The organism is Streptomyces parvulus (genome assembly GCF_014648855.1).
Classification (GTDB): domain Bacteria; phylum Actinomycetota; class Actinomycetes; order Streptomycetales; family Streptomycetaceae; genus Streptomyces; species Streptomyces parvulus.
Window position 1 is genome coordinate 236,673 of sequence record NZ_BMRX01000011.1, and the last position, 25,024, is coordinate 261,696.

The following is a 25,024-nucleotide window of genomic DNA, read 5'->3' on the forward strand; positions in this document are numbered from 1 at the left end:
CAATGGACGGCGTCAGATCACCGTTCACGCTTCAGCAAGGAGCCGGCAGCGATGGCCCGCCGTAGTACGAAGACCCCGCCGCCCGACGACTCGTACGAGGAGAAGATCCTCGACATCGACGTCGTCGACGAGATGCAGGGCTCCTTCCTCGAGTACGCGTACTCGGTCATCTACTCCCGTGCGCTCCCGGACGCCCGCGACGGCCTCAAGCCGGTGCACCGCCGGATCGTGTACCAGATGAGCGAGATGGGCCTCAGGCCGGAGCGCGGCTACGTGAAGTGCGCCCGCGTCGTCGGCGAGGTGATGGGCAAGCTGCATCCGCACGGTGACGCGTCCATCTACGACGCGCTGGTGCGCATGGCCCAGTCCTTCTCGATGCGCGTGCCCCTGGTGGACGGCCACGGCAACTTCGGCTCGCTGGGCAACGACGATCCGCCGGCCGCCATGCGGTACACCGAGTGCCGGATGGCCGAGGCCACCAGCCTGATGACGGACTCCATCGACGAGGACACCGTCGACTTCGGCCCCAACTACGACGGCCAGGAGCGGGAGCCGGTGGCCCTGCCCGCCGCCTTCCCGAACCTCCTGGTCAACGGCGCCTCCGGCATCGCGGTCGGCATGGCCACGAACATGCCGCCGCACAACCTGCGCGAGGTCATCGCCGCCGCCCGGCACCTGATCCGGCACCCGAACGCCGATCTCGAAGCCCTGATGAAGCACGTGCCGGGCCCCGACCTGCCCACCGGCGGCCGGATCGTCGGCCTGCCCGGCATCCGGGACGCGTACGAGACGGGCCGCGGCACGTTCAAGATCCGCGCGACGGTGTCCGTGGAGACCGTGACGGCGCGGCGCAAGGGCCTCGTCGTCACCGAGCTGCCCTTCGCGGTCGGCCCCGAGAAGGTCATCGCGAAGATCAAGGACCTGGTGGGCTCGAAGAAGCTCCAGGGCATCGCGGACGTCAAGGACCTCACCGACCGCGAGCACGGACTGCGTCTGGTCATCGAGATCAAGAACGGCTTCGTGCCCGAGGCCGTCCTGGAGCAGCTCTACAAGCTGACGCCGATGGAGGAGTCCTTCGGCATCAACAACGTCGCCCTGGTGGACGGGCAGCCCCTCACCCTCGGCCTCAAGGAGCTGCTGGAGGTCTATCTCGACCACCGCTTCACCGTCGTACGGCGGCGCAGCGAGTTCCGCCGGAGCAAGAAGCGCGACCGGCTGCACCTGGTGGAGGGCCTGCTCACCGCGCTGGTCGACATCGACGAGGTCATCCGCCTCATCCGCTCCAGCGAGAACTCCGCGCAGGCCAAGCAGCGCCTGATGGACCAGTTCTCGCTGAGCGACGTGCAGACCCAGTACATCCTGGACACGCCGCTGCGCCGGCTCACCAAGTACGACCGCATCGAGCTGGAGTCGGAGAAGGAGCGGCTGAACGCGGAGATCGAGGAGCTGTCCCGGATCCTCGACTCGGACGCGGAGCTGCGCAAGCTCGTCTCCAACGAACTGGCCGCGGTCGCCAAGAAGTTCGGCACCGACCGCCGTACGACGCTGCTGGAGTCCGGCGGTGTCCCGGTCGCCGCCGTGCCGTTGCAGGTGGCGGACGACCCGTGCCGGGTGCTGCTCTCCTCCACAGGCCTGCTGGCCCGCACCGCGAACGCCGAGCCGCTGGTCGTGGAGGCCGGCGCCAAGCGCGCCAAGCACGACCTGATCGTCTCGGCGGTGGCGGCCACGGCGCGGGGCGAGGTCGGCGTGGTGACGTCCGGCGGCCGCCTGCTGCGGGTGAATGTGGTGGACCTCCCCCAGCTCCCCGAGTCCATGCCGGCGCCGAACCTGTCGGGCGGCGCGCCGCTGGCGGAGTTCGTGTCCCTGGAGGACGACGAGAACGTCGTCTGCCTGACCACCCTGGACGAGTCCTCGCCGGGGCTGGCGCTCGGCACGGAACAGGGCGTGGTCAAGCGGGTGGTGCCCGACTACCCGTCCCACAAGGACGAGTTGGAGGTCATCACCCTCAAGGAGGGCGACCGCATCGTCGGCGGCGCCGAGCTGCGCTCCGGCGAGGAGGACCTGGTCTTCATCACGGACGACGCCCAGCTCCTGCGCTACCAGGCCTCCCAGGTGCGTGCGCAGGGCCGTCCGGCGGGCGGTGTGGCGGGCATCAAGCTCGCCGACGGCGCCAAGGTCATCTCCTTCACGGCGGTGGACCCGGCGGCGGAGGCGGTGGTCTTCACGGTGGCCGGTTCGCGGGGCACCCTGGACGACTCCGTGCAGACCACGGCCAAACTCACCCCGTTCGACCAGTATCCGCGCAAGGGCCGCGCCACGGGTGGCGTGCGCTGCCAGCGGTTCCTGAAGGGCGAGGACTGCCTGGCCTTCGCCTGGGCGGGGCCGACCCCGGCCCTGGCCGCCCAGAAGAACGGCACACCGGCTCAGCTCCCGGACATCGACCCGCGCCGCGACGGTTCGGGCGTGTCCCTGCCGAAGACCGTGTCGGTGGTGGCGGGGCCGGTCTAGGGCCTGTCGTCTGGATCAGGCCCTAGGCGGTGGGCGGCTCGTCGCCGTCCGGGGTCCCGCCGTCGGGGGACGGTACGTAGCGCAGGACGCCCCACATGCCGTGCTCGTCGGCGTGCGGGGCTTCGCTGCGGCAGGCGTCGAGTTCCTTGTCCAGGGCGGAAGCGTCGATGCCCGCGCCGATCAGGACGAGCTGGGTGCGGCGGTCGGCCGCGGCGGGCCAGGGCTCCGGGTAGAAGCGGAGGAAGCGTCCCACGGCGTGCACGGCGTACCGGTTGCGCGGATCGTGGGGGCCGAAGTCGACGTAGCCCTTGATCCGGTAGAGGCCTTCGGGGCGGCTGTCGAGGAACCGCATGAGCCGGCGCGGGTCGAGCGGCAGGTCGGAGGCGAACGACAAGGTGTCGTAGGCCGCGTGCAGATGCTCGGAGTGGGCGCCGCGCGTGTCGGGCGCGCCGCTCGCGTCGGCCGCGTCGCCGGCCGGGTGGTCGTGGAGGTCGTGGAGGTCGTCGAAGGACAGCTGGCCGACGCGTTCCTCGCTCGGCCGGCACTCGTAGAGGAACGCCGGGTCGATACGGCCGTAGGTCGCCGGCACCACGGCCGCGCCCTCGCCCAGCGAGCGGGCGAGGGCGAGCACGCGCTCGGCGTCCTGAGCTCGGTCGGTCTTGTTGACGACGATCAGATCGGCGAGCGCCAGGTGCCGGTCGATCTCCGGGTGCCGCGCCCGTGTCGCGTCGAACTCGGCGGCGTCGACGACCTCGACGAGCCCGCCGTAGACGACCTCCGGCTGCTCGCTGGCGAGCACCATGCGCACCAGTTCCTGGGGCTCGGCCAGGCCGCTCGCCTCGATGACGATGACGTCGATGCCGGCCTCGGGCCGGGCGAGCCGCGCGAGGTACCCGTCGAGTTCGCTCACGTCGACGGCGCAGCACAGGCAGCCGTTGCCGAGCGAGACGGTGGAGTCGCCGAGGGCGCCCGCCACGGCCATGGCGTCGATCTCGATCGACCCGAAGTCGTTGACGACGGCGCCGATCCGGCTGCCTCCGCTGCGGTGCAGGAGGTGGTTGAGGAGTGTGGTTTTCCCGGAGCCGAGGAATCCGGCGAGGACCACGACCGGGATCTGCTGCGGAGTCGGGCGCTGCCCCACCGTGCGACCTCTCTCTCACCTACGCGTACGCCGTCTCACGGCACGTCGTGCACCGCGCGCGGAATGCCCTGCTCAGGATACGAGTCGCCACAGGCAGCGTGGAGTGAACGATTGTTAGCAGCGTCGGCGGGGCAGACGTCTGGCAAGGCGCCGGAGTGTGCGACCCTCGCTTCCCTCCGTGCGCCTCCTCTCCGCCTCCCCGTCGATCAGCGCAGCTCGGCACTCTGGAGGTGGCACGCGCCGCCCATCGCTCGCCGGTCCCCGTCAGCCGACCCGCACTCGACGACCGGCGGGCGGTCGCCTGATTCGGGGGTTGACATGGCCACACGGAAGAAGATCACGGGGAGGTTCGGCTCTGCGGCGACCGGGCTGCTGCTCGCCACGGCGGGGATATCCCTCGCCGCACGGCAGCGGTGGCTGGAAAAGGCTCGTCTGCATGAGCGGCAACTGGAGCTGGAGGAGCTTGCGCTCCGCCGCAACACACTCCAGCACCAGCAGCGCATGCACTGGGAGTTGCTGACCCGGGCGATCGACGACCCGACTCTCGCCGAGGTCATCGACACGTACGACCAGAGCATCCCGGCCGAGCGGCGGCGGCAGTTCCTCTACGCCAACGCCTGGTACACGTATCTGTTCCACACCCATCGAGCGGGGCTTCTGGACCTGGAGGAGCTCTACCGGCACCTGCGGGAATTCCTGCAGAGCCCCGTGTTCCGGGAGTACTGGGAGGCGTCCGGTCACATGCGCGCCTCGCTGAACGACACGTCCGAGGAGGCTCGGCTGGGTCAGATGGTCGACGGGCTCGTACGGGATCTCGACGAGGCGGACACCGACGAATGGTGGGTCGTGGGTAACCCGCCGACGGACTGACGTCGGCCTTCCGGCGGGCATGGCGACGCGACACGACCGGGTGACTTTCGGCCGCTGGTCACGTGGACCTCATCAACCCCAGTAGCGTGTGCTCGCCATCACTTTGGTAACTCATAAGGACCGGTACCTTTGAAGATCGTGCGCCGCATTGGTGTGCCGCCCAGCGCCCGGGGCAGCAACTCGGGTTCCACCTGCCCGGACCTCTTCGAGCTGAGCGACGGCAACTTCGCCGTCATCGGCACCGAGGCCACGGAAGCGCTGGAGCGTGAACTGCCCGCCGACGCCGCCCGTGCCGACTACGAACGCATCGTGGTCGTGAGCAGGGAAACCCTCATCCGGGCCAAGGCGGACATCCCCGACGCCTGACGGCAGTCCGTGTCCGCCGCCGCGCCCACCGCCGCCCGTGCCGGACACCCCACCGTCGAGGCATCCGGCACACCGTCCATGCCCGGCGCCCTCTCGACCAGGCCTGGCGCCCGAACGGCACCAGGCCGCTCGTCTCTCAGGCCACCGCCGGCACTCCGACCGGCGCCCCCGGTCCCACGTACCGGGCCGCAGGCCGGATGATCTTCGAGTCCCGCGCCTGCTCCAGGATGTTCGCGCTCCAGCCCACCGTCCGCGCCGCCGCGAACGTCGGGGTGAACATCTCCCGCGGCAGCCCGCACAGTTCCATGACCACGCCCGCGTAGAACTCGACGTTGGTGTGCAGCTCCCGCCCCGGCTTCAGCTCCGCGAGGATCGCCTCGACCCGGCGCTCCACCTCGACGGCGAACTCCACGCGCGGACCACCGAACCCCTGCGCCACCTCCCGGAGCATCCTGGAGCGCGGGTCCTCCGTGCGGTAGACGGCGTGGCCGAAGCCCATGATGCGCTCACCGGAGAGCACACGCTCGCGGATCCACGTGTCGATGCGTTCGGGGGTGCCGATGGCGTCCAGGGTGTCCAGCGCCCGGCTGGGCGCCCCTCCGTGCAGGGGACCGGACAGCGCCGCAAGGGCTCCCGTGAGCGCCGCGGCGACGTCGGCACCCGTCGAGGCGATGACCCGCGCGGTGAACGTTGACGCGTTGAAGCCGTGGTCAATGGTGGAGATCAAGTACTGCTCCACCGCCCGCGTGCGCCGGGCGTCCGGCTCCGCGCCGGTCAGCATGTACAGGTAGTTCGCCGCGAAGGACAGGTCCTCGCGCGGCTGGACGGGATCCAGTCCGCGGCCCAGCCGGTGCAGCGCCGTCAGCAGCGTCGGCACGGCGGCCGCGGCCACGAGGGTGTCCTGGCGGCGCTGTTCCGCCGAGAGGTCGTACACCGGCCGGAACCCCCGGGCCGCACCGAGCAGCGACAGGGCCGTGCGCAGGCCGGCGAACGGACCCGAGTGCCCGCCGGCCGCCGCGACGGCGGGCAGCGCCGCGCTCACCGCGTCGGGAAGGCGTCGCATGGCCGCGGTCTCGGCGGTGAAGGCGGCTCCGCGGCGCGCGTCCGGGAGTTCTCCGTGGACCAGGAGATGCCAGACGTCCTCGAAACTGCGGCTGCGGGCCAGTTCGACGGCCGAGTACTGGCGGTAGTGGTAGAAGCCCTCGAGCCCCCGCACATCGCCCACCTCGGTCTCGGCCACGACGACACCCGCGAGCCCTCGCGGCACATCGACGGGCGACGGGCCCGACGGGCCGGTCACGTGCCTGTTGACGGACATGATTACCTCCTCGAACTTGATTCAACTGTCTACACTTGACCATCTCACTGTCAATATTGACTGAATCAACATAAGGCTCAGAAGGAACCCCCAGGATCGATACGGTGACCTCATGCGCGATCAGGACCCCGGCCGCCCGGACGACGCCGAACGGCGTCTGACCACCAAGGAAGCGGCCGAACTCCTCGGGGTGAAACCCGAGACCGTGTACGCGTACGTCAGCCGCGGCCGACTCGGCAGCCGGCGCACCCACGACGGCCGCGGCAGCACCTTCGACGCGCAGGAGGTGCGGGCCCTCGCCCGCCGCAACCGGCGCGACGGCGGCACTTCCGCGACCGCCGGCCACGAGACGGCGGTGCACACCCGCCTCACGCTCATCGAGGGCGACCGGCTCTACTACCGGGGCGTCGACGCGGTCGAACTCGCCTCCCGCCACAGCTACGAAGAGGTCGCCGAGTGGCTCTGGACCGGGGAACTGCGCCCCGGCGCCACGTTCTCCGCGCCCGAGCCCTCCGTGACCGCCGCCCGCCGGGCCGTCGACGCCCTGCCCGAACACGCGGCTCCCACCGACCGGTTGCGGGTCGCCGCGGTCGCCGCCGCGGTCGCCGACCCCCTGCGCTACGACCTGACCGAGGACGCGGTGCTGGGCACCGCGCGCACCCTCATCCCCACCCTGGTCGCCGCGCTTCCGCCCGTGGCCCGCGCCGGCGACGACCGCGCCCCCCTCGCCCACCGCCTCTGGACCCGGCTGAGCGGACGCCCCGCCGACGGACCGACGCTGCGCGCCCTCGACACCGCGCTCTCCCTGCTCGTCGACCACGATCTGGCCGCCTCCACGCTCGCCGTCCGCCTGGCGGCGTCGGCCCGGGCACACGCGTACGCGGTGGTCTCCGCCGGGCTCGGCGTGATCGAGGGGCCGCTGCACGGCGCCGCGGGCGGCCTCGCCCACCGGATGCTGCTGGAGGTGCTGGACCAGGGCCGCGCCGCGCCCGTGGTCGCCGAGGAGCTGCGGGCCGGCCGCCGCGTTCCCGGTCTTGGCCACCGCCTCTACCCGGGCGAGGACCCACGCGCGCGTGCCCTCTTCACGCTCCTGGAGGACATCCCGCGGGCCGCGCCCGCCCTCGCGGCGGCCCGTGACGTCCAGGCCACCGCCGCCCGGCACACCCCCCTGCACGCCAATGTCGACCTGGCCCTCGCCGTCCTCACCGCCTCGTCCGGCATGCGCTCCACCGCGGCCGAGACGATCTTCGCGGTGGCGCGTACCGCGGGCTGGATCGCACACGCGCTGGAGGAGTACGGCGAACGCCCCCTGCGGATGCGTCCGAGCGGGCTCTACACGGGCCCGCGGCCGCCGCGGCCACTGCCGGAGTAGCGTTCGGGCGCGGTGGGAGGCCACCCCGCGGCAAGTCAGGTTAGGCTCACCTCTGTGAGTACGTGCTCAACCGTCTCCTGGGACCTCGACGAGCCCGTTTCGGGCACCGCACCCGTCGCGAGGACCTGGCTGCTGCTCGAACAGCCCGGCCCGTGGGGCGCCAAGGCGCTCACGTCGAGCCACCTGGACCCCGCGCTCGGCCGCGCCCTGGAAGCCGCGGCAAAGGGCACCGGCGTGCGCGTCGCGCTCATCCGCCGCCCCGGACGGCATGCCGACCGCGGCACTCCGGTGGAACGAAGGGTGTACGCGGCCCACACCGTTCCGGGCAACGTATGGGTGCGCGGTGCCACGATCCGGGACCCCCGTCGGTTGCTCGACCTCGATCTCGCGGCGCTCGGCCGGGGCGACCACCGCGGCTTCGACGCGGCCCTCGGCGGCGGCCCCCACCTGGGCGATCCTCTGGCCCTCGTCTGCACCAACGGCAAGCGCGACCGCTGCTGCGCACTCCTGGGCCGCCCACTGGCCGCCGAACTCGCCGCCTCCGGCGCGGCGGGCGTCTGGGAGGTCACCCACCTGGGAGGCCACCGCTTCTCGCCGACGGTGCTCGTCCTGCCCCACGGGTACGTCTACGGCCGCGTCCAGGCCCACGACGTCAAGGAGATCCTGCACGGCGCGCGCGAGGGCCGGATCGTCGCCGGCGGCTGCCGTGGCAACTCGGCCTGGGACCGCCCCGGGCAGGCGGCCGAGCTGGCCGTGCGTTCGGCCCTGGGCGAGGACGCCGCCGGGGCGCTGAGCGTCGTACGGACGGACGGGTCGGCACCGCGCTGGGAGGTGACCCTGGCCCACACGGACGGGCGGCACTGGCGGGTCACCGTCGCACAGGGCGCGTCGTCACCACCACGCCCGGAGAGCTGCGGGGCGGCGGTCCTGGGATCGCCGGCCCGGATGGAGATCGCGGCGGTGCGCGCCCTGACGGTGACGGCGGCGCTCGCGAGCTGACCCGGCGCACCACCCGGGGCTCCGTGCGGGAGATCCGCGCCACATCCCCCTACGGCACGCCCCCGCCTCCCACGTACGGTCTTGGGTATGCGCTCCACTCCCCCCGTACGCCGCAGGCGCCTCGGCCTGCCGCGGCGGGTGTTCTCGCAGGTCCTGCTCATGCAGCTGGCGATCGCCGCGGGGGTCGCGGTGCTCGCGACCGGGCTCTTCCTGGCCCCGCTCGGCGACCAGCTCGACGACCAGGCGATGCGCCGGGCGCTGGCGATCGCGCAGACCACCGCGCGTCCGCAGGTCGCGGAGGAGCTGCGGAGCACCCGTCCGGCGGCCGACGGGCCGGTGCAGACGGAGGCGGAGCGCATCCGCAAGGCCACGCGGGCGGAGTACGTCGTGGTGATGGACCGGCAGGGCGTGCGCTGGTCGCACACCGACCCGGAGCGGATCGGTGAGGTCGTCTCGACCGACCCCGGTCAGGCGCTGGCCGGACGGGACGTGATGGAGATCGACGACGGCACCCTCGGCCGCTCCGCCCGCGGCAAGGTGCCCCTGCGCGACGCCGACGGCGACATCGTGGGCGCGGTCTCGGTCGGCATCGCGTACGACAGCGTCCGGGCCCGGCTGATCCACGCCGTTCCCGGGCTCTTCGCCTACGCGGGCGGCGCGCTCGCCGTGGGTGCGCTCGCGGCCTGGCTCATCTCCCGCCGGGTGCAGCGGCAGACCCGTGACCTGGCCTTCTCGGACATCGCGGGGCTGCTCGCGGAGCGGGAGGCGATGCTGCACGGCATCCGGGAAGGCGTGGTCGCGCTGGACCGCGGCGGCAGGGTGCGGCTGCTCAACGACGAGGCGCAGCGGTTGCTCGGCGTCGGCGCCGAGGCGGTCGGCCGGTCTCCCGACGAGGCCCTCGGCACGGGGCGCACGGCCGACGTCCTGGCGGGCCGGGTGACCGGCACCGACCTGCTGACCGTCCGCGGCCGGCGGGTCCTGGTCGCGAACCGGATGCCCACCGACGACGGCGGTGCCGTGGCCACGCTGCGCGACCGCACGGAGCTGGAGCAGCTCGGCCGGGAGCTGGACTCGACGCGCGGCCTGATCGACGCGCTGCGCGCGCAGGACCACGAGCACGCCAACCGCATGCACACCTTGCTCGGACTGCTCGAACTGGAGATGTACGACGACGCAGTGGAGTTCGTCGGAGAGGTGGTCGGCGATCACCGGGTGACGGCGGAGCAGATCACGGAGCGGATCCAGGACCCGCTGCTCGCCGCCATGCTGGTCGGCAAGGCGACCGTCGCGGCGGAGCGCGGCGTGGCCCTGCGGGTGTCCGACCGGACGCGGCTGCCGGACCGGCTGGTCGATCCCCGGGGGCTGGTCACCGTCGTCGGAAATCTGGTGGACAACGCCCTGGACGCCGCCGCGGGTGGACCGCACGCGCGCGTGGAGGTCGAACTGCGCGCGGAGGGACGCACCGTGACCCTCCGCGTCCGCGACACGGGCCCCGGGGTTCCGGTGGAGGACCGCGAGCTGGTGTTCACGGCGGGCTGGTCCACCAAGGAGCCGCCCGCGCACCGTCAGCGGGGTATCGGGCTGTCGCTGGTGCGCAGGCTGGCCGAGAGGCAGGGCGGCAGCGCCACGGTCGACGCGGCGTACGGCGGGGGCGCGGAGTTCGTCGTCGTGCTGCCCGAGGCGCTCGCGGAAGCCGGCCCGAAGCCCGACCACGCGGTGACCGTCACCGCGAACGCCGCCGGCGCGAACCCCGCCGCCGAGGAGGAGTCCCGATGATCGAGGTCCTGGTCGTGGACGACGACACGCGCGTGGCGCGGGTCAACGCCGCCTACGTCGAGAAGGTGCCGGGCTTCCACGTCGCCGGCGAGGCGCACAGCGCCGAGGAGGCGCTGCGCGGCGTGGAACGGCTGCCCCGCGTCGATCTGATCCTGCTCGACCACTACCTGCCCGACCGGACCGGTCTGGAGGTCGTCCAGGAGATGCGGCGGCGCGGCCTCCAGACGGACGTGATCATGGTGACGGCCGCCCGGGACGTGTCGACCGTGCAGGCGGCGATGCGGCAGGGCGCGCTCCAGTACTTGGTGAAACCGTTCGCATTCGCGGGGCTCCGCGCCAAGCTGGCGGCCTACGCCGAGCTGCGGCGCACCCTCGAAGGCGGCGGTGAGGCGGAGCAGGCGGAGGTGGACCGCATCTTCGGCGCCCTGTCGGCGCCGTCCGACCCGGGGCTGCCCAAGGGGCACTCCCCCACCACCGCCGAGCTGGTGCGCCAGTGCCTGCTGCGGTCCGACGGGCCGCTCTCCGCCCAGGAGATCGCCGAACGGACCGGGGTGAGCCGTCAGACCGCACAGCGCTATCTCAAGCTCCTGGAGCGCACGGGACGAGCCACCCTGACGCTCAAGTACGGTGACGCGGGCCGCCCCGAGCACCGCTACGCGTGGGCGACCCGCACCTGAGCCCGCGCCGGGGCCGCACGGCCGCCCGCTACACGGCTCCCGCCCCGGTCAGCGACCGCACCTCCGTCTCGGCGTGCTTCGCCTCGTCCGGGAGCTCCGGCGAGGTGACCGTGCCCAGCCAGCCGGCGAGGAAGCCCAGGGGGACCGAGACCAGTCCCGGGTTCTGCAGCGGGAAGTACTGGAAGTCGACGTCCGGGAAGAGCGACTGCGGGCTGCCCGACACCACCGGGGACAGCAGCACGAGTACGACGGCGGGGACCAGACCGCCGTACACGGACCACACCGCTCCGCGCGTGGTGAAGCCCCGCCAGAACAACGAGTAGAGCAGCACCGGCAGGTTCGCGGAGGCGGCGACGGCGAAGGCGAGGCCCACCAGGAAGGCGACGTTGAGGTCACGGGCCAGGAGGCCCAGTCCGATCGCGACGGCACCGATTCCCACGGCGGCGACCCTGGCCACGGCGACCTCGCTGCGCGGCTCGGCCCGGCGACGCCGCAGGGACGCGTACAGGTCGTGGGCCACGGACGCCGAGGAGGCGAGGGTGATGCCGGCGACCACCGCGAGGATGGTGGCGAAGGCGATGGCGGCGACGACCGCGAACAGCACCGTTCCGCCGGTGGAGCCCGCGCCGCCGCCCAGGTCGAGGGCGAGCAGCGGGACCGCCGTGTTGCCGGCCGCGTTCGACGCGCGTACGGCGTCCGGTCCGACGAGGGCGGCCGCGCCGAAGCCGAGGACGATCGTCATCAGGTAGAAACCGCCGATGAGTCCGATCGACCAGACGACGGACCGGCGGGCGGCGCGCGCCGTGGGCACCGTGTAGAAGCGGGACAGGATGTGCGGCAGTCCGGCCGTGCCCAGCACCAGGGCCAGCCCGAGGCTTATGAAGTCGAGGCGGGAGGTCCAGTCACCGCCGTAGGCCAGCCCCGGCGCCAGGAACGCCTCGCCGTGGCCACTGCGCTCGGCCGCCGTGCGGAGCAGCCGGTCGAAGTCGCCGTGGAAGCGCACCAGGACGAGCGTGGTCAGGGCCACGGTGCCACCGAGCAGCAGCACCGCCTTCACGATCTGAATCCACGTGGTGGCGCGCATGCCGCCCAGCGACACGTAGACGACCATGAGGGCGCCCACCCCGATGACGGTCCAGGTGCGCGCGGCCTCGGTCGTCCCGCCCAGCAGCAGCGCGACCAGGCTGCCGGCGCCGACCATCTGCGCCACCAGGTACAGCACGGACACCGTGACCGAGGAGGTTCCGGCCGCGATCCGCACCGGCCGCTCCCGCATCCGGGCGGCGACGACGTCGGCCAGGGTGAACCGCCCGCAGTTGCGCACCAGTTCGGCGACGAGGAACAGCACGACGAGCCAGGCCACCAGAAAGCCCACCGAGTACAGCATCCCGTCGTACCCGTAGAGCGCGATGAGCCCCGAGATGCCGAGGAACGACGCGGCCGACATGTAGTCGCCCGCGATGGCAAAACCATTCTCCATCGGCGAGAAGAGACGGCCGCCGGCGTAGAACTCCTCCGCCGACCCCTGCCGATGGCGGCTCACCCACGTGGTGATCCCCAGGGTGACGGCGACGAACGTGCTGAACAGCAGCAGCGCCAGCGTCTGGTGGTCGCCGCTCATGACACTCCGCCTCTTGCGCCGCGGGTCAGTTCCTGGGTGTCCCACCGCAGTTCGAGCGCCGGTCGGTCCCTGCGCAGCCGAGCATGCCGGGCGTACGCCCAGGTGAGCACGAACGTGGTGACGAACTGCCCCAGCCCGGCGACCATCGCCACGTTCACCGCTCCCGCCACCGGCCGGGCCATCAGCTCGGGTGCGGTGGTGGCGGCGACCACGTAGGCGACGTACCAGACGAAGAAGGCGACGACGGCCGGCACGACGAACCTCCGGTACCTGCTGCGCACTTCCTGGAAGGCCGGGCTTCGCTGCACCTCCAGGTACACCTCCGCCGCGTCCCGGGAAGGGTCGACCGACTCGCCTCGCATCCGCGGCAGCGCCGGCTCGGGCGGCCCCGCGTCCGCCGTCTCACCCCAGCCGGAGGCCAGCGCGTCGTACCAGGGGTCGTCGTACCGCGGATCGTCGTACCGCGGGTCCTGTGGCGCCTGGACGTACGCCCGGTCCGGCACGACACGGGGGTCGACCACGCTTTCGGAACCACTCCCGGCGCCGCGGGAACGGTCATTGCTTGACTGCATGCCCAAGGATGGACAGAACGGGAAGATCCCCGACTCTTCTTCCCCTCGCACTTCACCCCATCAGGTGATTCAACCCCTTGGTGGTGGCACCAGTCCCTTCCCGTAGGCGTAACGCACGGCCTGTGCCCGGTCCTTGAGCCCCGTCTTGGCGAACAGATTGTTGATGTGGGTCTTCACGGTCGCCGTGGAGACGTGCAGTCTGCTCGCGATCTGCTGGTTGTTGAGCCCTTCCGCGATCAGGACCAGGACCTCGGTCTCCCGGGTGGTGAGACCGTCCGGCGGCTCTTGCGGCCCGCCCGGCCGGGGCTCGGACTCGGAGAGGCGCTCCAGCAGGCGCCGCTGGATGCTCGGCGAGAGCCCCGCGTCCCCGGACAGCACACTGCGCACCGCCCGGACGATCTCGTCCCCGCCCGCGTCCTTGGTGAGATAGCCGCGGGCACCCGCCGTCAGCGCCGGGAACAGCGACTCGTCGTCCGCGTACGTGGTGAGCACGACGACCTGGGTCCCGGGGTGCTCGGCGCGGATTCTGCGGGTCGCCTCGACACCGTCGCAGCGAGGCATGCGCAGGTCCATCAGCACGACGTCCGGGGCGAGTTCCGCGACCAGGCGCACCGCCTCCTCGCCGTCCCCCGCCGCGCCGACCACCTCGACGCCGGGCAACAGTCCGAGGAGCATCACGATCCCCTCCCGCACCACGGTCTGGTCGTCCGCGACGACCACGCGCGCGGGCGCCTCCCCGCCCTCCTCCGTCATACCGGCACCTTCAAGGTCACCACGAACCCCTCCTCGCCCGGGCCCGCCCTCAGCGAGCCACCCAGCAGCTCGGCACGCTCCCGCATGCCGAGCAGACCGTACCCACCTCCGGTGGTGGTGAGCTCGCCGGCCGGTCCGCCCGAGTCCCGCACGTCCAGCATCACCTCATGGACGCCGTAGTCCAGGCGCACCCGCACCCTGGCGCCCGGGGCGTGCTTGCGGGCGTTGGTCAGCGCTTCCTGGGCCACCCGGCGCACGGCCTGCGACGCCTCCGCCGGAAGGGCCCTGCGGTCCCCCGTAATGGTGACCTCGGCGTCGGTCTCGGTCGTCCGGACGAGGTGGGACAGGAAGTCCTCCAGCGGCGTCAGCTCACCGCGCAGGGCGGAGAGCGCCTGCCGGGTCTCCGCCAGCCCGTCGCGGGCCATGCCGCGCGCCGCCACCACCCGGTCGAGAATCTGCTGCCGGTCCGCATCCCGCTCGATCAGCAGCCGGGCCGCCTCCAGGTGCACGAGTTGAGCGGAGAGGCTGTGCGCCAGTACGTCGTGGATCTCCCGGGCGATGCGGGCCCGCTCGGCGAGCGCCGCGGACTCCGCCTCGGCCGCCCGCGCGGCGCGCTCCTGCGCCAGCAGGCGTATCGCCCCGCCTCTGGCCTCGGCGTCCAGCCTCAGCACGTAGCCGGCGAGGGCCAGCCCCGCCGTCGTCGCCAGGGTGGGCAGCCACGGGTCGTCCGTGGCGACGGCGTACGAGGTCAGCCCCACCGCGGTCATGGGCAGTGCCGCCGCAAGGGGCAGCCTCTCCAGCGCCGCGACGGAGCCCGCGCACCAGATGACCAGGGCCGGCACCCGGAAGCCGGTGCTCTGCGCCGCGAAGGCGACCCCCAGCAGGGCGGCCAGGAGCACCAGGGAGGGCCCCATCCGGTGCGCGAGCGTGGTGCGGGAAAAGGCCCAGGCGAGGGACACCGCCGTCAGCAGTCCGGCGACGGCCGCGATCGCGCCCCAGCCGTGCACACGGCTGCTCGTGAAGGCCCCCCAGAGCAGTGCCCCGAGCACCACGAGGCGCACGGTCCGGGCCAGCAGGCGGCGGGGGGTCGAGACGCCCTCGTGGCGGAGCGCTTCCTTGGAGGGCCACCTCGTCCAGACGTTCTCCGTCACGCGGGCTCCTTCCAGGCGGGCCGGGACACTGCGGCACCGTACGCGGGCACGGTGGGGCTCGGGGTCCGGACGCGCCAGGCCAGTACGCCGGAGCGGACCAGCAGGGTGCCGGCGAGGGCGAGGAGCAGGGCGGAGCTGTCCTGACGGACTCCGAGGACGGTGCCGAGGGCGAAGAGGACGGCGCGTAGCCCGATGCCGCCGGCCCACACCGCGACGCTCGCCCGGGTGCCCCGGCTCCACACGGCGCCGTCCGGCTCCTTCCACGTGCGGGTGGTCCAGGCCCAGGCGGCCCCGGTGGCCAGGGCGACGACCATTTCGGCGGCGAGGAGCAGTACGGAGGCGGTCCGGTGATGGGCGTCGATCATGCCGGGTTCGCGCAGGGCGAGGACGGCCAGCACCGCGGGCAGCACCCACCAGCGCCGGCCCGTGTCGACGCGGCTGAGGCGGAACTGGCGGGCGATCACCAGACCGGCCACCGCCGTGATCACCAACGCGTCGACGAGCGCGGACATCGTGCCTCCGTGAGCGTGCAAAGGGATGATGCCGGCGGCGGATCCCGCCGGCGCCTTCGACGTTACGGAAATCGCCTGGTCACGGGATCGGACCCGGGGTGGATCATGGGTGGAGGCTGGCGCCTTGCGCGTCTCCACCCGGAGGTGGAGAGGGCGGGGGACGGCCCGTGCGGGCCCGGTCGGTGCTCCGCGGACGGGCACCGGCCTGCGCGGGCCCGCCCCGTTCATGGCGTCGCGCGGCTCCTCGGTGGGGGCCCGGGCAGGACCGGCATCCCCACACGGCCGAGCCGGGCCCGGATTCGCTCCCGGGCCCGGCTCGGCGGATGCAGGCGGTCACGCGTCGATGCGCGACCGGTCCAGGGTCGCCGCCGAGTTGGAGATGAACTCCTTGCGGGGGGCGACGTCGTTGCCCATCAGCAGGTCGAAGACCTGCTCGGCGGACTCCAGGTCGGTCAGGTTGATCCGGCGCAGGGTGCGGCGGCGCGGGTCCATGGTCGTCTCGGCCAGCTGGTCGGCGTCCATCTCACCGAGGCCCTTGTAGCGCTGGATCGAGTCCTTGTACCGGATGTTCTTGCTCTGGAACTCCATGAGCTTGTCGCGCAGCTCGCGGTCCGAGTACGTGTAGACGTACTTGTCCTGCCCCTTCTTCGGCTGGACCAGCTCGATGCGGTGCAGAGGGGGCACCGCGGCGAAGACCCGGCCGGCCTCCACCATGGGCCGCATGTAGCGGTGGAACAGGGTGAGCAGCAGGGTGCGGATGTGGGAGCCGTCCACATCGGCGTCGGTCATCATGATGATCTTGCCGTAGCGGGCCGTGTCGATGTCGAAGGTGCGGCCCGAGCCCGCTCCTATGACCTGGATGATCGCACCGCACTCGGCGTTCTTGAGCATGTCGGTCACGGACGACTTCTGCACGTTGAGGATCTTGCCGCGGATCGGCAGCAGCGCCTGGAACTCCGAGTTCCGGGCGAGCTTGGCCGTTCCCAGCGCGGAGTCTCCCTCGACGATGAACAGTTCGCTGCGGTCGACGTCGTCGCTGCGGCAGTCGGCGAGCTTCGCCGGGAGCGAGGACGACTCAAGGGCCGTCTTGCGGCGCTGCGCGTCCTTGTGCTGGCGGGCCGCGATCCGCGTGCGCGCGGCGGCGACGGCCTTCTCCATCACCACACGGGCCTGCTGGGCGGCGTCCCGCTTGGTGGAGGTCAGGAACGCCTTGAGTTCCTTGGTGATCACATTGTTCACGATCCGGCGGGCCGCCGAGGTGCCGAGCACCTCCTTGGTCTGCCCCTCGAACTGGGGCTCGGCGAGGCGCACGGTGACAACCGCCGTGAGCCCCTCCAGGGCGTCGTCCTTGACGATGTCGTCCTCGGCGACGCGGAGCATCTTCTTGGTCCGCAGCACCTCGTTCATCGTCTTGGCCACCGCCTGCTCGAAGCCGGCGACGTGGGTGCCGCCCTTGGGCGTGGCGATGATGTTCACGAACGACTTGAGGGTGGTGTCGTACCCGGTGCCCCAGCGCATCGCGACGTCGACACCGAGGTCGCGGGTGACCTCGGTGGGCGTCATCTGACCGTGCTCGTCGAGGACCGGGACGGTCTCCTTGAAGCTGCCCTGTCCGCTGAAGCGGAGGACGTCGCAGACGGGCCGGTCACTGGCCAGGAACTCGCAGAACTCGCTGATTCCCCCGTCGAAGCGGAAGGACTCCTCACCCTTGCTGCCGCCGTCGCCGAGGCCGAACTCGTCGCGCACGACGATGGTCAGCCCGGGCACCAGGAAGGCGGTCTGGCGGGCCCGCTGGTGCAGCGTGTCCAGGGAGAGCTTGGCGTCCTTGAGGAAGATCTGGCGGTCCGCCCAGTACCGCACGCGCGTGCCGGTGCGGCTCTTGGGGATCTTCTTGGCCTTGCGCAGCCCGCTGCCGGCCTCGAACTTCCCCTCCGGTCCCCTCCCGGCGAACGCGCCGGGGACACCGCGCCGGAAGCTGATGGCGTTGGTGTGCCCGTTGCGGTCGACCTCGATGTCCAGGCGGGCGGACAGCGCGTTCACCACGGAGGCGCCCACGCCGTGCAGGCCGCCGGAGGCTGCGTAGGAGCCGCCGCCGAACTTGCCGCCGGCGTGCAGCTTGGTCATGACGACCTCGACGCCCGACAGACCGGTCTTGGGCTCGACGTCGACGGGGATGCCCCGCCCGTTGTCCCTGACCTCCACCGAGGCGTCGTCGTGGAGGATCACCTCGATGTGGTCGCAGTATCCGCCCAGGGCTTCGTCGACGGAATTGTCGATGATCTCCCACAGGCAGTGCATCAGGCCGCGGCTGTCGGTGGATCCGATGTACATGCCCGGGCGCTTGCGTACGGCCTCGAGCCCCTCGAGGACGAGCAGGTGCCGCGCGGTGTAGTTGGATCCGTCCCGGTCTGCTCCTGCCAGCAGCGCAGTGGACGGCACGGATGTCTCGGCGGTCACGCGGTTCGCTCCTCGCTGAATTTCAGATGGGGCCCCGCTGGGTAAGGGCGCGGCTCGGTTCACCGGTCAGAGGGTACCGAGGCCTGGTAGAGCCGTTGTAACGCCACCCTCGTCCCCGGCTCACCCTAGTCGAGAGTCGCATGCCTGTTCGATCCCTCGATGGGGTGAAGTACACATCACGTTCCCTTCGAGGCATGAACCATTTAGGCTCCGGGCACGTCCTCATGAACAAACCGGCAACCCAGCCGGCCGGACCGACACTGACCGACAGCGCGAACCCGTACGACACAGAGACACGCAATACGGCACATTCGCCGCCAATCGGCAACAGCCGGCCCCTCGGAAAGTTTTTTCGAGGAAAAGCCACGAGCGGGAACGTTTTGGGGCTGGTTGGATGTTGACCCTGGTACGACAGCTCGTCGAGCTAGAGAAGAGGCGACGTGACTACTGTTCTGACTTCCGCAAGCCCGCTGACGGCCGCCGATCGCTGCGACCGCTGCGGCGCCCAGGCATACCTGCGCGTCGTCCTGCTGAGCGGCGGAGAACTGCTCTTCTGCGCCCACCACGGGCGCAAGTTCGAGCCGGAACTCAAGAAGATCGCCGCTGAGATACAGGACGAGACGGAGCGCCTCACGGCCGTTCCGGCTTCTTCCGCCGAGGAAGAGCGCTGACACTACGCGCCCGACGACGAGCCGAATCGGCGCAAGGCCGATGAAACGGGCGGCTGCCTCCGGTATTACCCGGAGGCAGCCGCCCGTGCTCGTGTCCGCAAGGCCCCTCAGAGGGCGTCAGACGCCCTCTCGCTGCCCTTTGGTGGCAGCGGTCGGAGCGTCCCATCCCAGCGTCCGCAGCAGCGAGGAGACGCGTGTGTAGACCCCGGGGCTGCCGGGGCGCCCGCAGCCGCTCCCCCAGGACACCAGACCGATGAGCCTGCCCTGGGCGACCAGCGGCCCGCCGCTGTCTCCCTGGCAGGCGTCGCGCCCGCCGGCGTCCTCGCCCGCGCAGAGCATGCTGCTCGCGAGATAGCGCCCTTCGTCACTGCCCGGGTACGCCCGCTCGCAGCTCGCGTCCGGGAGCACGCGCACGCGTGCCGCCCTCAGTCCGTTCGCGTAGTCCCCGGCCCCCGAGGCGTCGCCCCAGCCGTACACGAGCGCCTGCGTGTCCGGCGTGTAGGCGGGATCACCCTCCGCGGCCATCCCCACGACCGAGCCGGCGGGAAGGGCTTCGGAGAGGGTGAGCACCGCGAAGTCGCCGGAGTTGTCGGCGTCGTCGTGCGCCGGGTTGACCCAGACCGCGCTGACGCGGACCTCCTGGCCCTCGTCGGACAGCAGGTCCGTCCGTCCGGCGATGACCTTGAGGTCCTCCACCTGGTCGGGTGGCGAACCGAGCACCTCCTCGCCCAGGCAGTGGGCCGCGGTGAGTACGGTCGTCCGGCCGACGGCCACGCCCCCGCAGAACTGCCCCGCCCGGGTACCCCCGAACCGGTCACGGCTGGACAGGGCGACGGTCCAGGGGCTGTCGGCGACTTCGACCGGAAATCCGCCGACGACGACGCTGTCGGCGGACGCGGGGGCGGCGGATCCCAGCGGTATCGCGGTCGCCGCGGCCGCCAGGACCAGCGGCCGGGCCAGTGCCCGGGCAGAAAGGCGACGCATGCAGGCTCCTCACTCCTAGGTGCTCATGGGACACCCAGAGTGATCCAGTACGCCGTGGCACGCACCCGCTGATCAACGCGAAGGCCCGGCTCCGCCGCAGCGGAACCGGGCCTTGCCTGATGCGGAGAGGACCTAGTCGAGGTAGTCCCGAAGCACCTGGGAGCGCGACGGGTGACGCAGCTTCGACATGGTCTTGGACTCGATCTGACGGATCCGCTCGCGCGTGACGCCGTACACCTTGCCGATCTCGTCGAGGGTCTTCGGCTGCCCGTCGGTGAGGCCGAAGCGCATGGAGACGACGCCGGCCTCGCGCTCGGAGAGGGTGTCGAGAACGGAGTGCAGTTGCTCCTGCAGGAGGGTGAAGCTGACCGCGTCGGCCGGGACGACCGCCTCGGAGTCCTCGATGAGGTCACCGAACTCGCTGTCGCCGTCCTCGCCCAGCGGAGTGTGCAGGGAGATCGGCTCGCGGCCGTACTTCTGGACCTCGATGACCTTCTCGGGGGTCATGTCGAGTTCCTTGGCCAGCTCCTCCGGGGTGGGCTCGCGGCCCAGGTCCTGGAGCATCTGGCGCTGTACACGGGCCAGCTTGTTGATGACCTCGACCATGTGCACCGGGATGCGGATGGTGCGCGCCTGGTCGGCCATCGCGCGGGTGATCGCCTGGCGGATCCACCAGGTGGCGTACGTGGAGAACTTGTAGCCCTTGGTGTAGTCGAACTTCTCCACCGCGCGGATCAGGCCGAGGTTGCCCTCCTGGATGAGGTCCAGGAACAGCATGCCGCGACCCGTGTAGCGCTTGGCCAGGGAGACCACCAGGCGGAGGTTGGCCTCCAGGAGGTGGTTCTTGGCGCGGCGCCCGTCCTCGGCGATGATCTCCAGCTCGCGCTTGAGCTTGGGCGCGAGCTTGTCGGAGTTCGCCAGCTTGTCCTCGGCGAACAGGCCCGCCTCGATGCGCTTGGCGAGTTCGACCTCCTGCTCGGCGTTGAGCAGCGGGACCTTGCCGATCTGCTTCAGGTAGTCCTTGACCGGGTCGGCGGTGGCGCCGGCGGCCGCGACCTGCTGGGCCGGGGCGTCGTCCTCGTCGTCGTCGGACAGCACGAAGCCCGCGTTCTCGGTGCCCTCGGGCTCCTCCGTCGCGGCCTTCGGCTCCTCGATCGCCTCGTCCTCGGGAAGCTCGCCGTCTTCCTTCTTCGCGGCGGTCTTCTTGGCCGCCGTCTTCTTGGCGGTCGTCTTCTTGACCGCCGCCTTCTTGGCGGTGGTCTTCTTGGCCGCCGCCTTCTTGGCGGGTGCCTCCGACTCTTCCTCGGCGGCGGGCTCGGGGGCGGGCGCCGTCGGGGTGGCGGGAGCGGCGGCCTTCCTGCCGGGCACCGCCTTGGACGCGACCGTCTTCGTGGCGGTGCGCTTGGCGGGGCTCTTCGCTGCGACGCTCTTTCGGGTGCGCTTGGGCTCTGCGGCACTGACCATCAGCGTCACACCCTCTTCCTCGAGGATCTGGTTGAGGCTGCGCAGTACGTTCTTCCACTGAGTGGCCGGAATCTGGTCAGCTTCGAAGGCCCGACGCACGTCGTCGCCGGCGATCTGCCCCTCAGCCTTTCCCCGCTCAATGAGCGCCATGACAGAGACGGACTCGGCGATCTCCGGCGGGAGCGTACGGGATGTGCTGGCCGACACGAACAACCTCTCGGATGGTTGGAAAACGGCTTCCGGCTCCGTCCACGACGGACTGGAACCGACCACCGGCTTGGGGATGGGCCGACGGTGCGGGCGTCGCCGGGGGAGATGCACAGCGCCGTGAACGGCGCCCGTATTCCCTCCGCGGCTGTCACCTCTTAGGTCATCGTGTTGTTCCCGGGAGCGTTACGCCCAATCCGCGTGGCCCGAGTCACACCCCGTAAGCGATCAAAACCGGTCAGACACGAATAAAGAGGATCACCAACTCACCCCGCCCGGCCACGCGAGGGAGGCCGGAGTCTCAGCCTCTCATCACACGACCGGACCCCGTGGCGCCACGGGGGACGCCACGGGGTCCGACGGTGGCGGGGTCCGGCCGGGCACTGCCACAGGAGGGGTTTGGCGTGCCCGGCCGACCGCGCCGGCGGAACGCGGTCAGTGCTCGCGCGGAGCGGGCACCACGCGTTCCACCTCGGGGTGGACGGTCAGAAGCTGGCGCATGGCCGTCTCGGCCGCCGAGCCGTCGCCGGCGGCGAGGGCGTCGACGATCCTGCCGTGCTGGGCCAGCGACACGTCGTTCGGCCGGTCACAGCCCGTGACCGGGCCCCCGGAGACGTGGAGGGCGGCGGAGACGATGCCCGAGAGGTGGTCCAGCATGCGGTTGCCCGCGACCTGGATGAGGAGCGAGTGGAACTCGGCGTCGGCCCGGGAGAAGGTGAGCGCGTCACCCTGGCCCATGGCGTGGCCCATGATCCCGACCATGTCCGACAGGCGCTGCTGCACATCCTCGCGGCCGTGGCCGGCCGCCAGTCGCGCGGCGAGCGGCTCGATCGTCCAGCGCAGCTCGCTCAGCTCGCGGCGCTGGTCGTCTCGCTGCGGGCCGAAGGCACGCCATTCGATGATGTCGGGGTCGAGCAGGTTCCAGTCGCTCACGGGGCGCACACGCGTGCCCACGTTCGGGCGCGCGCTGACGAGGCCCTTGGCCTCCAGTACCCGGAGCGACTCCCGGACAACGGTGCGGGACACCTCGAAACGCTGGCCGATCTCCTCGGGCACCAGGGGACGGTCGGCACCGAGGTCACCCGAAACGATCATCTGGCCAAGCTGCTGGACGAGTTGCCCGTGCAGTCCGCGGCCGCGGTTGCCCGCGGTGCGCCGGCCCACGCGCCCCAGTTCCGGTTCCACCCCTTCCCAGGAAGGGGTCCCGACGCGGTCGACGCCGGGCGTCTCCGCGTAGGGGTAGCGGTCGAGTTCGCCCGGGTTCACGAGGCCTGAGTCGGCGGAACGGGCGGCGGTCATCATGGTGTGCGCAAGGGTACTCACGCATCCTTTGTCGGCGCAGTTCCCAACTCCCTTGAGGTCTTTGGTGAAAAGCACACGAAAGGGTGATCGCTCACCCCGTCGCAATTGACGCCTTATCGGAAAGAAATGGGCTTTCCTCGGGGAGTTGCGCGCAGGGTCGGACCGGAAGGGTGAGACGACCGTCACCGCGTCCTGCTGCGCAGGGTCGTGAGCAGGTAGGCGCAGAGCAGCGTGGTCAGCGACAACGTCATTGCGCCACCCACCGGTTGGACGACGACCCGCAGCACCTCTGCCACGTAGCGCTCCCCTCCGAACGGCCACTGCGTCAGAAGCACCTCGCGCACCCGCAGCGGAAACCCGGCCGCGGTCCGTACGTCCGGACCCTCCCAGACCTTCTGTACGAGGGGCACCACGACGACCGGAACGGCGACCACCGCGGCGAGTCCGGCGGTGGTGGAACGGAAGAGACCGGCGGCCAGCACGCCGGCCCAGGCACACCCGACGACGAGCGCGGCCCAACCGGCGCCCAGTGCGGACCAGTCGGAGGGGATTCGCGCGAGTTCTCGCCCGTAGAACAGATGCAGCACTTCGGCGTTGGTACCTGCCGCCAGAGCCGCCAGTACGAGTGCCACGGCGGCGGACACGAGAAGTTTCGCGGTCAGCAGCCCAAGCCTGCGCGGCACGGTGCCCCGGTCCGCGGCCAGGGCGGGGTGGCGGAACTCGTCGCCGAAGGAGAGCGCGCCGAGCAGCCCCGCGCCGAGCGCCGCGGGCGGCAGGGGCAGCTCCCGTGGCCACGCGGCAAGGAGCCGGGCCTGCGGAGTGTGACCGATCCTGGCCAAAATCACGGCCATCACCGCGGACACGACGAGCACGACGGCGCCGACGACGAACCCGGTACTGATGCCCAGGGCACGGCGGATCTCGTAGCGCAGCGGGCGGAGCGGGCTGGGGGCGGAGCGTACCGAGATGGGCGGCGGAAGGGTGGACGCCGTCGTTCCGGGGGCGAGGGTGGCGTGCGTGCGTTGCGTCGACCCGCGCCGGGCGATGGAGCCGGGCACCTCGGCGGCTTCGTGCGGGGTGCGCTCGGCCACCGGAGGGTGTGGATTTCCGGGGGCGGCGGGTTGGTCGGTACCGGCCGCGGAAGCTTGCGGCACTGCCGCACCGGCACCGCGGCCGGCATCGAGGGCTCTTTCGTCGGCCTCCGCGGAACCGGCCGACGGAGGATCCGTCGCCGTGGGGCGCGGTGGCCCGGTGGGTGAGGGGCGGGCGACCGTCGGCCTGCGGGGAGCCGGCGCACGCTCACCGTCCGCCGCCCGCTGCCGAGCCGAGGGGACGCCGGCACTCCCACCGTCACCGGCCCAGGCTTCGTCTCCGACGCCCGCGCCGGGCCCCATGTCCCCCACCTCGTCAGCCAGTTGATGTACGAGGATCCTGTGCCGGAACGCGGCCTCGCCGATGTCCGCGCACGTACTGCCGTACACCGCGAGCCGGTTGCCGCCCTCGCGTACGACTTCGACGGAACGGCGTGCCGAGCGTGCCTCTTGGGCCAGCAGGGCACCGAGGCGCGCGGCGTGCGGGGTGCGGACCGCCACGCGCGGGCGCAGCCGGGTACGGGCGAAGTCCACCGCTTCCTGGTCGGCGACGACTCTGCCCTGCTCCAGCGTGACGACGTGGTCGGCGGCCCGCGCGGCCTCCTTGGGGTCAGCGGTGCTGAACAGGACCGTGCCGCCCTGGACGGCGTGCGCACGCAAAGCTCTGTGGAGCCGGCGCGCCTCGCGCACGGAGAGGGCGCCCACGGGGTCGTCGAACACCAGGGTGTGCGGGTCGGCGACGAGCGCGCAGGCCAGTCCCAGGCGACGGTCCATCCCCCGGGAGAGGGTGCCGAGCCGCTCGTCGCGCAGGCTGAGGAGTTCGACGGACTCCATGACTTCGTCGGCCCGTTGGACGGGGACCCCCGCCGCCGCGCACAGCATGCGGAGGTGGCCGCGCACGGTGCGGCCGGGATGCCCGGGGACGTCTCCGAGGAGGACGCCTACCTCGCGCGAGGGGTGGGCGATGCGGTGCAGGGGGCGGCCTCTGAAGTGGGTGAGGCCACGCCCGTGTTGCAGCTCGAGCATGAGTCTGAGCACGGTCGTCTTACCGGCACCGGACGCTCCGAGCAGTGCCGTGACGCGGCCCGCACGCACTTCGAAGGAGACGTCGTCGACGGCGGGCGGAAGCTCCTTGCGGGGATTGCTGGTCAGTCCGAAGGCCTGGATCACCCGCAGCAAGATAGCGCGCCATATCCGGTTTTTCGGGCACCG

General features: G+C 71.6%; 20 protein-coding genes. 8 read left to right on the plus strand and 12 right to left on the minus strand.

What is annotated here, in order from left to right; genetic code table 11:
* The first annotated feature begins 51 nt into the window (after positions 1-51).
* Entirely contained in the window at positions 52-2,508 is a 2,457-nt protein-coding gene (locus tag IE108_RS23285; protein WP_064730214.1) for a DNA gyrase/topoisomerase IV subunit A, read from the plus strand.
* A gap of 22 nt (positions 2,509-2,530) precedes the next feature.
* Here the strand turns inward: IE108_RS23285 and IE108_RS23290 are convergent, their stop codons facing one another.
* Complete coding sequence (locus IE108_RS23290) at positions 2,531-3,649, minus strand: CobW family GTP-binding protein (protein ID WP_064730213.1); 1,119 nt, start codon at positions 3,647-3,649, stop codon at positions 2,531-2,533.
* Between the two features lie 318 nt (positions 3,650-3,967).
* Here IE108_RS23290 and IE108_RS23295 point away from each other — a divergent pair, with 318 nt between their 5' ends.
* Together IE108_RS23295 and IE108_RS23300 are read left to right on the plus strand one after the other, a co-directional pair.
* Positions 3,968-4,519, plus strand: coding sequence for a DUF6082 family protein (locus IE108_RS23295; protein WP_064730212.1), 552 nt, complete (start codon positions 3,968-3,970; stop codon positions 4,517-4,519).
* Positions 4,520-4,648: 129 nt separating this feature from the next.
* The gene (locus IE108_RS23300) at positions 4,649-4,885 is read left to right on the plus strand and encodes a hypothetical protein (protein ID WP_030184469.1); all 237 of its coding nucleotides are present in this window, start codon (positions 4,649-4,651) and stop codon (positions 4,883-4,885) included.
* Positions 4,886-5,021: 136 nt separating this feature from the next.
* Here the strand turns inward: IE108_RS23300 and IE108_RS23305 are convergent, their stop codons facing one another.
* A complete protein-coding gene (locus tag IE108_RS23305; protein WP_064730211.1) occupies positions 5,022-6,203 on the minus strand; it encodes a citrate synthase/methylcitrate synthase in 1,182 nt (393 codons plus the stop codon).
* Between the two features lie 112 nt (positions 6,204-6,315).
* Here IE108_RS23305 and IE108_RS23310 point away from each other — a divergent pair, with 112 nt between their 5' ends.
* From IE108_RS23310 to IE108_RS23325, 4 genes are all read left to right on the plus strand, one after another.
* On the plus strand, positions 6,316-7,575 hold the full coding sequence (locus IE108_RS23310) for a citrate synthase (RefSeq protein ID WP_064730210.1): 1,260 nt from the start codon (positions 6,316-6,318) through the stop codon (positions 7,573-7,575).
* A gap of 54 nt (positions 7,576-7,629) precedes the next feature.
* Positions 7,630-8,574: a ferredoxin family protein gene (locus IE108_RS23315; protein WP_064730209.1), complete on the plus strand. Its 945-nt coding sequence runs from the start codon at positions 7,630-7,632 to the stop codon at positions 8,572-8,574.
* 87 nt (positions 8,575-8,661) lie between these two features.
* Complete coding sequence (locus tag IE108_RS23320) at positions 8,662-10,350, plus strand: sensor histidine kinase (RefSeq protein ID WP_064730208.1); 1,689 nt, start codon at positions 8,662-8,664, stop codon at positions 10,348-10,350.
* The gene (locus IE108_RS23325; protein WP_064730207.1) at positions 10,347-11,027 is read left to right on the plus strand and encodes a response regulator; all 681 of its coding nucleotides are present in this window, start codon (positions 10,347-10,349) and stop codon (positions 11,025-11,027) included. Before IE108_RS23320 ends, IE108_RS23325 begins: the two co-directional genes overlap by 4 nt.
* A gap of 28 nt (positions 11,028-11,055) precedes the next feature.
* Here the strand turns inward: IE108_RS23325 and IE108_RS23330 are convergent, their stop codons facing one another.
* The 6 genes from IE108_RS23330 to IE108_RS23355 form a co-directional block, all read right to left on the minus strand.
* Positions 11,056-12,648: a monocarboxylic acid transporter gene (locus IE108_RS23330; protein ID WP_064730206.1), complete on the minus strand. Its 1,593-nt coding sequence runs from the start codon at positions 12,646-12,648 to the stop codon at positions 11,056-11,058.
* On the minus strand, positions 12,645-13,220 hold the full coding sequence (locus IE108_RS23335) for a DUF485 domain-containing protein (RefSeq protein WP_064730205.1): 576 nt from the start codon (positions 13,218-13,220) through the stop codon (positions 12,645-12,647). Before IE108_RS23335 ends, IE108_RS23330 begins: the two co-directional genes overlap by 4 nt.
* A gap of 69 nt (positions 13,221-13,289) precedes the next feature.
* A complete protein-coding gene (locus IE108_RS23340) occupies positions 13,290-13,973 on the minus strand; it encodes a response regulator transcription factor (protein WP_064730204.1) in 684 nt (227 codons plus the stop codon).
* On the minus strand, positions 13,970-15,124 hold the full coding sequence (locus IE108_RS23345; RefSeq protein WP_064730203.1) for a sensor histidine kinase: 1,155 nt from the start codon (positions 15,122-15,124) through the stop codon (positions 13,970-13,972). Before IE108_RS23345 ends, IE108_RS23340 begins: the two co-directional genes overlap by 4 nt.
* Positions 15,121-15,636 (minus strand): hypothetical protein, encoded by a 516-nt coding sequence (locus IE108_RS23350; protein ID WP_064730202.1) that lies wholly within the window; start codon positions 15,634-15,636, stop codon positions 15,121-15,123. The genes IE108_RS23345 and IE108_RS23350 overlap by 4 nt, the downstream gene beginning before the upstream one ends.
* A 333-nt stretch (positions 15,637-15,969) precedes the next feature.
* Positions 15,970-18,093 (minus strand): DNA gyrase/topoisomerase IV subunit B, encoded by a 2,124-nt coding sequence (locus tag IE108_RS23355; protein ID WP_064730201.1) that lies wholly within the window; start codon positions 18,091-18,093, stop codon positions 15,970-15,972.
* Between the two features lie 440 nt (positions 18,094-18,533).
* On the opposite strand from IE108_RS23355, the gene IE108_RS23360 reads away from it, so the two are divergent.
* Complete coding sequence (locus IE108_RS23360; protein WP_007445070.1) at positions 18,534-18,764, plus strand: DUF7455 domain-containing protein; 231 nt, start codon at positions 18,534-18,536, stop codon at positions 18,762-18,764.
* A 117-nt stretch (positions 18,765-18,881) separates the two neighbouring features.
* On the opposite strand, the gene IE108_RS23365 is transcribed toward IE108_RS23360, so the two are convergent.
* The 4 genes from IE108_RS23365 to IE108_RS23380 all read right to left on the minus strand — a co-directional run bounded on the left by IE108_RS23365 (position 18,882) and on the right by IE108_RS23380 (position 24,982).
* Positions 18,882-19,748 (minus strand): S1 family peptidase, encoded by an 867-nt coding sequence (locus IE108_RS23365; protein ID WP_064730200.1) that lies wholly within the window; start codon positions 19,746-19,748, stop codon positions 18,882-18,884.
* Between the two features lie 132 nt (positions 19,749-19,880).
* Positions 19,881-21,419, minus strand: coding sequence for an RNA polymerase sigma factor (locus IE108_RS23370; RefSeq protein ID WP_064731996.1), 1,539 nt, complete (start codon positions 21,417-21,419; stop codon positions 19,881-19,883).
* 435 nt (positions 21,420-21,854) lie between these two features.
* Positions 21,855-22,742, minus strand: coding sequence for a sporulation transcriptional regulator WhiH (whiH, locus tag IE108_RS23375; protein ID WP_064730199.1), 888 nt, complete (start codon positions 22,740-22,742; stop codon positions 21,855-21,857).
* A 161-nt stretch (positions 22,743-22,903) separates the two neighbouring features.
* Complete coding sequence (locus IE108_RS23380; RefSeq protein WP_064731995.1) at positions 22,904-24,982, minus strand: ABC transporter ATP-binding protein; 2,079 nt, start codon at positions 24,980-24,982, stop codon at positions 22,904-22,906.
* Positions 24,983-25,024 lie beyond the last annotated feature (42 nt).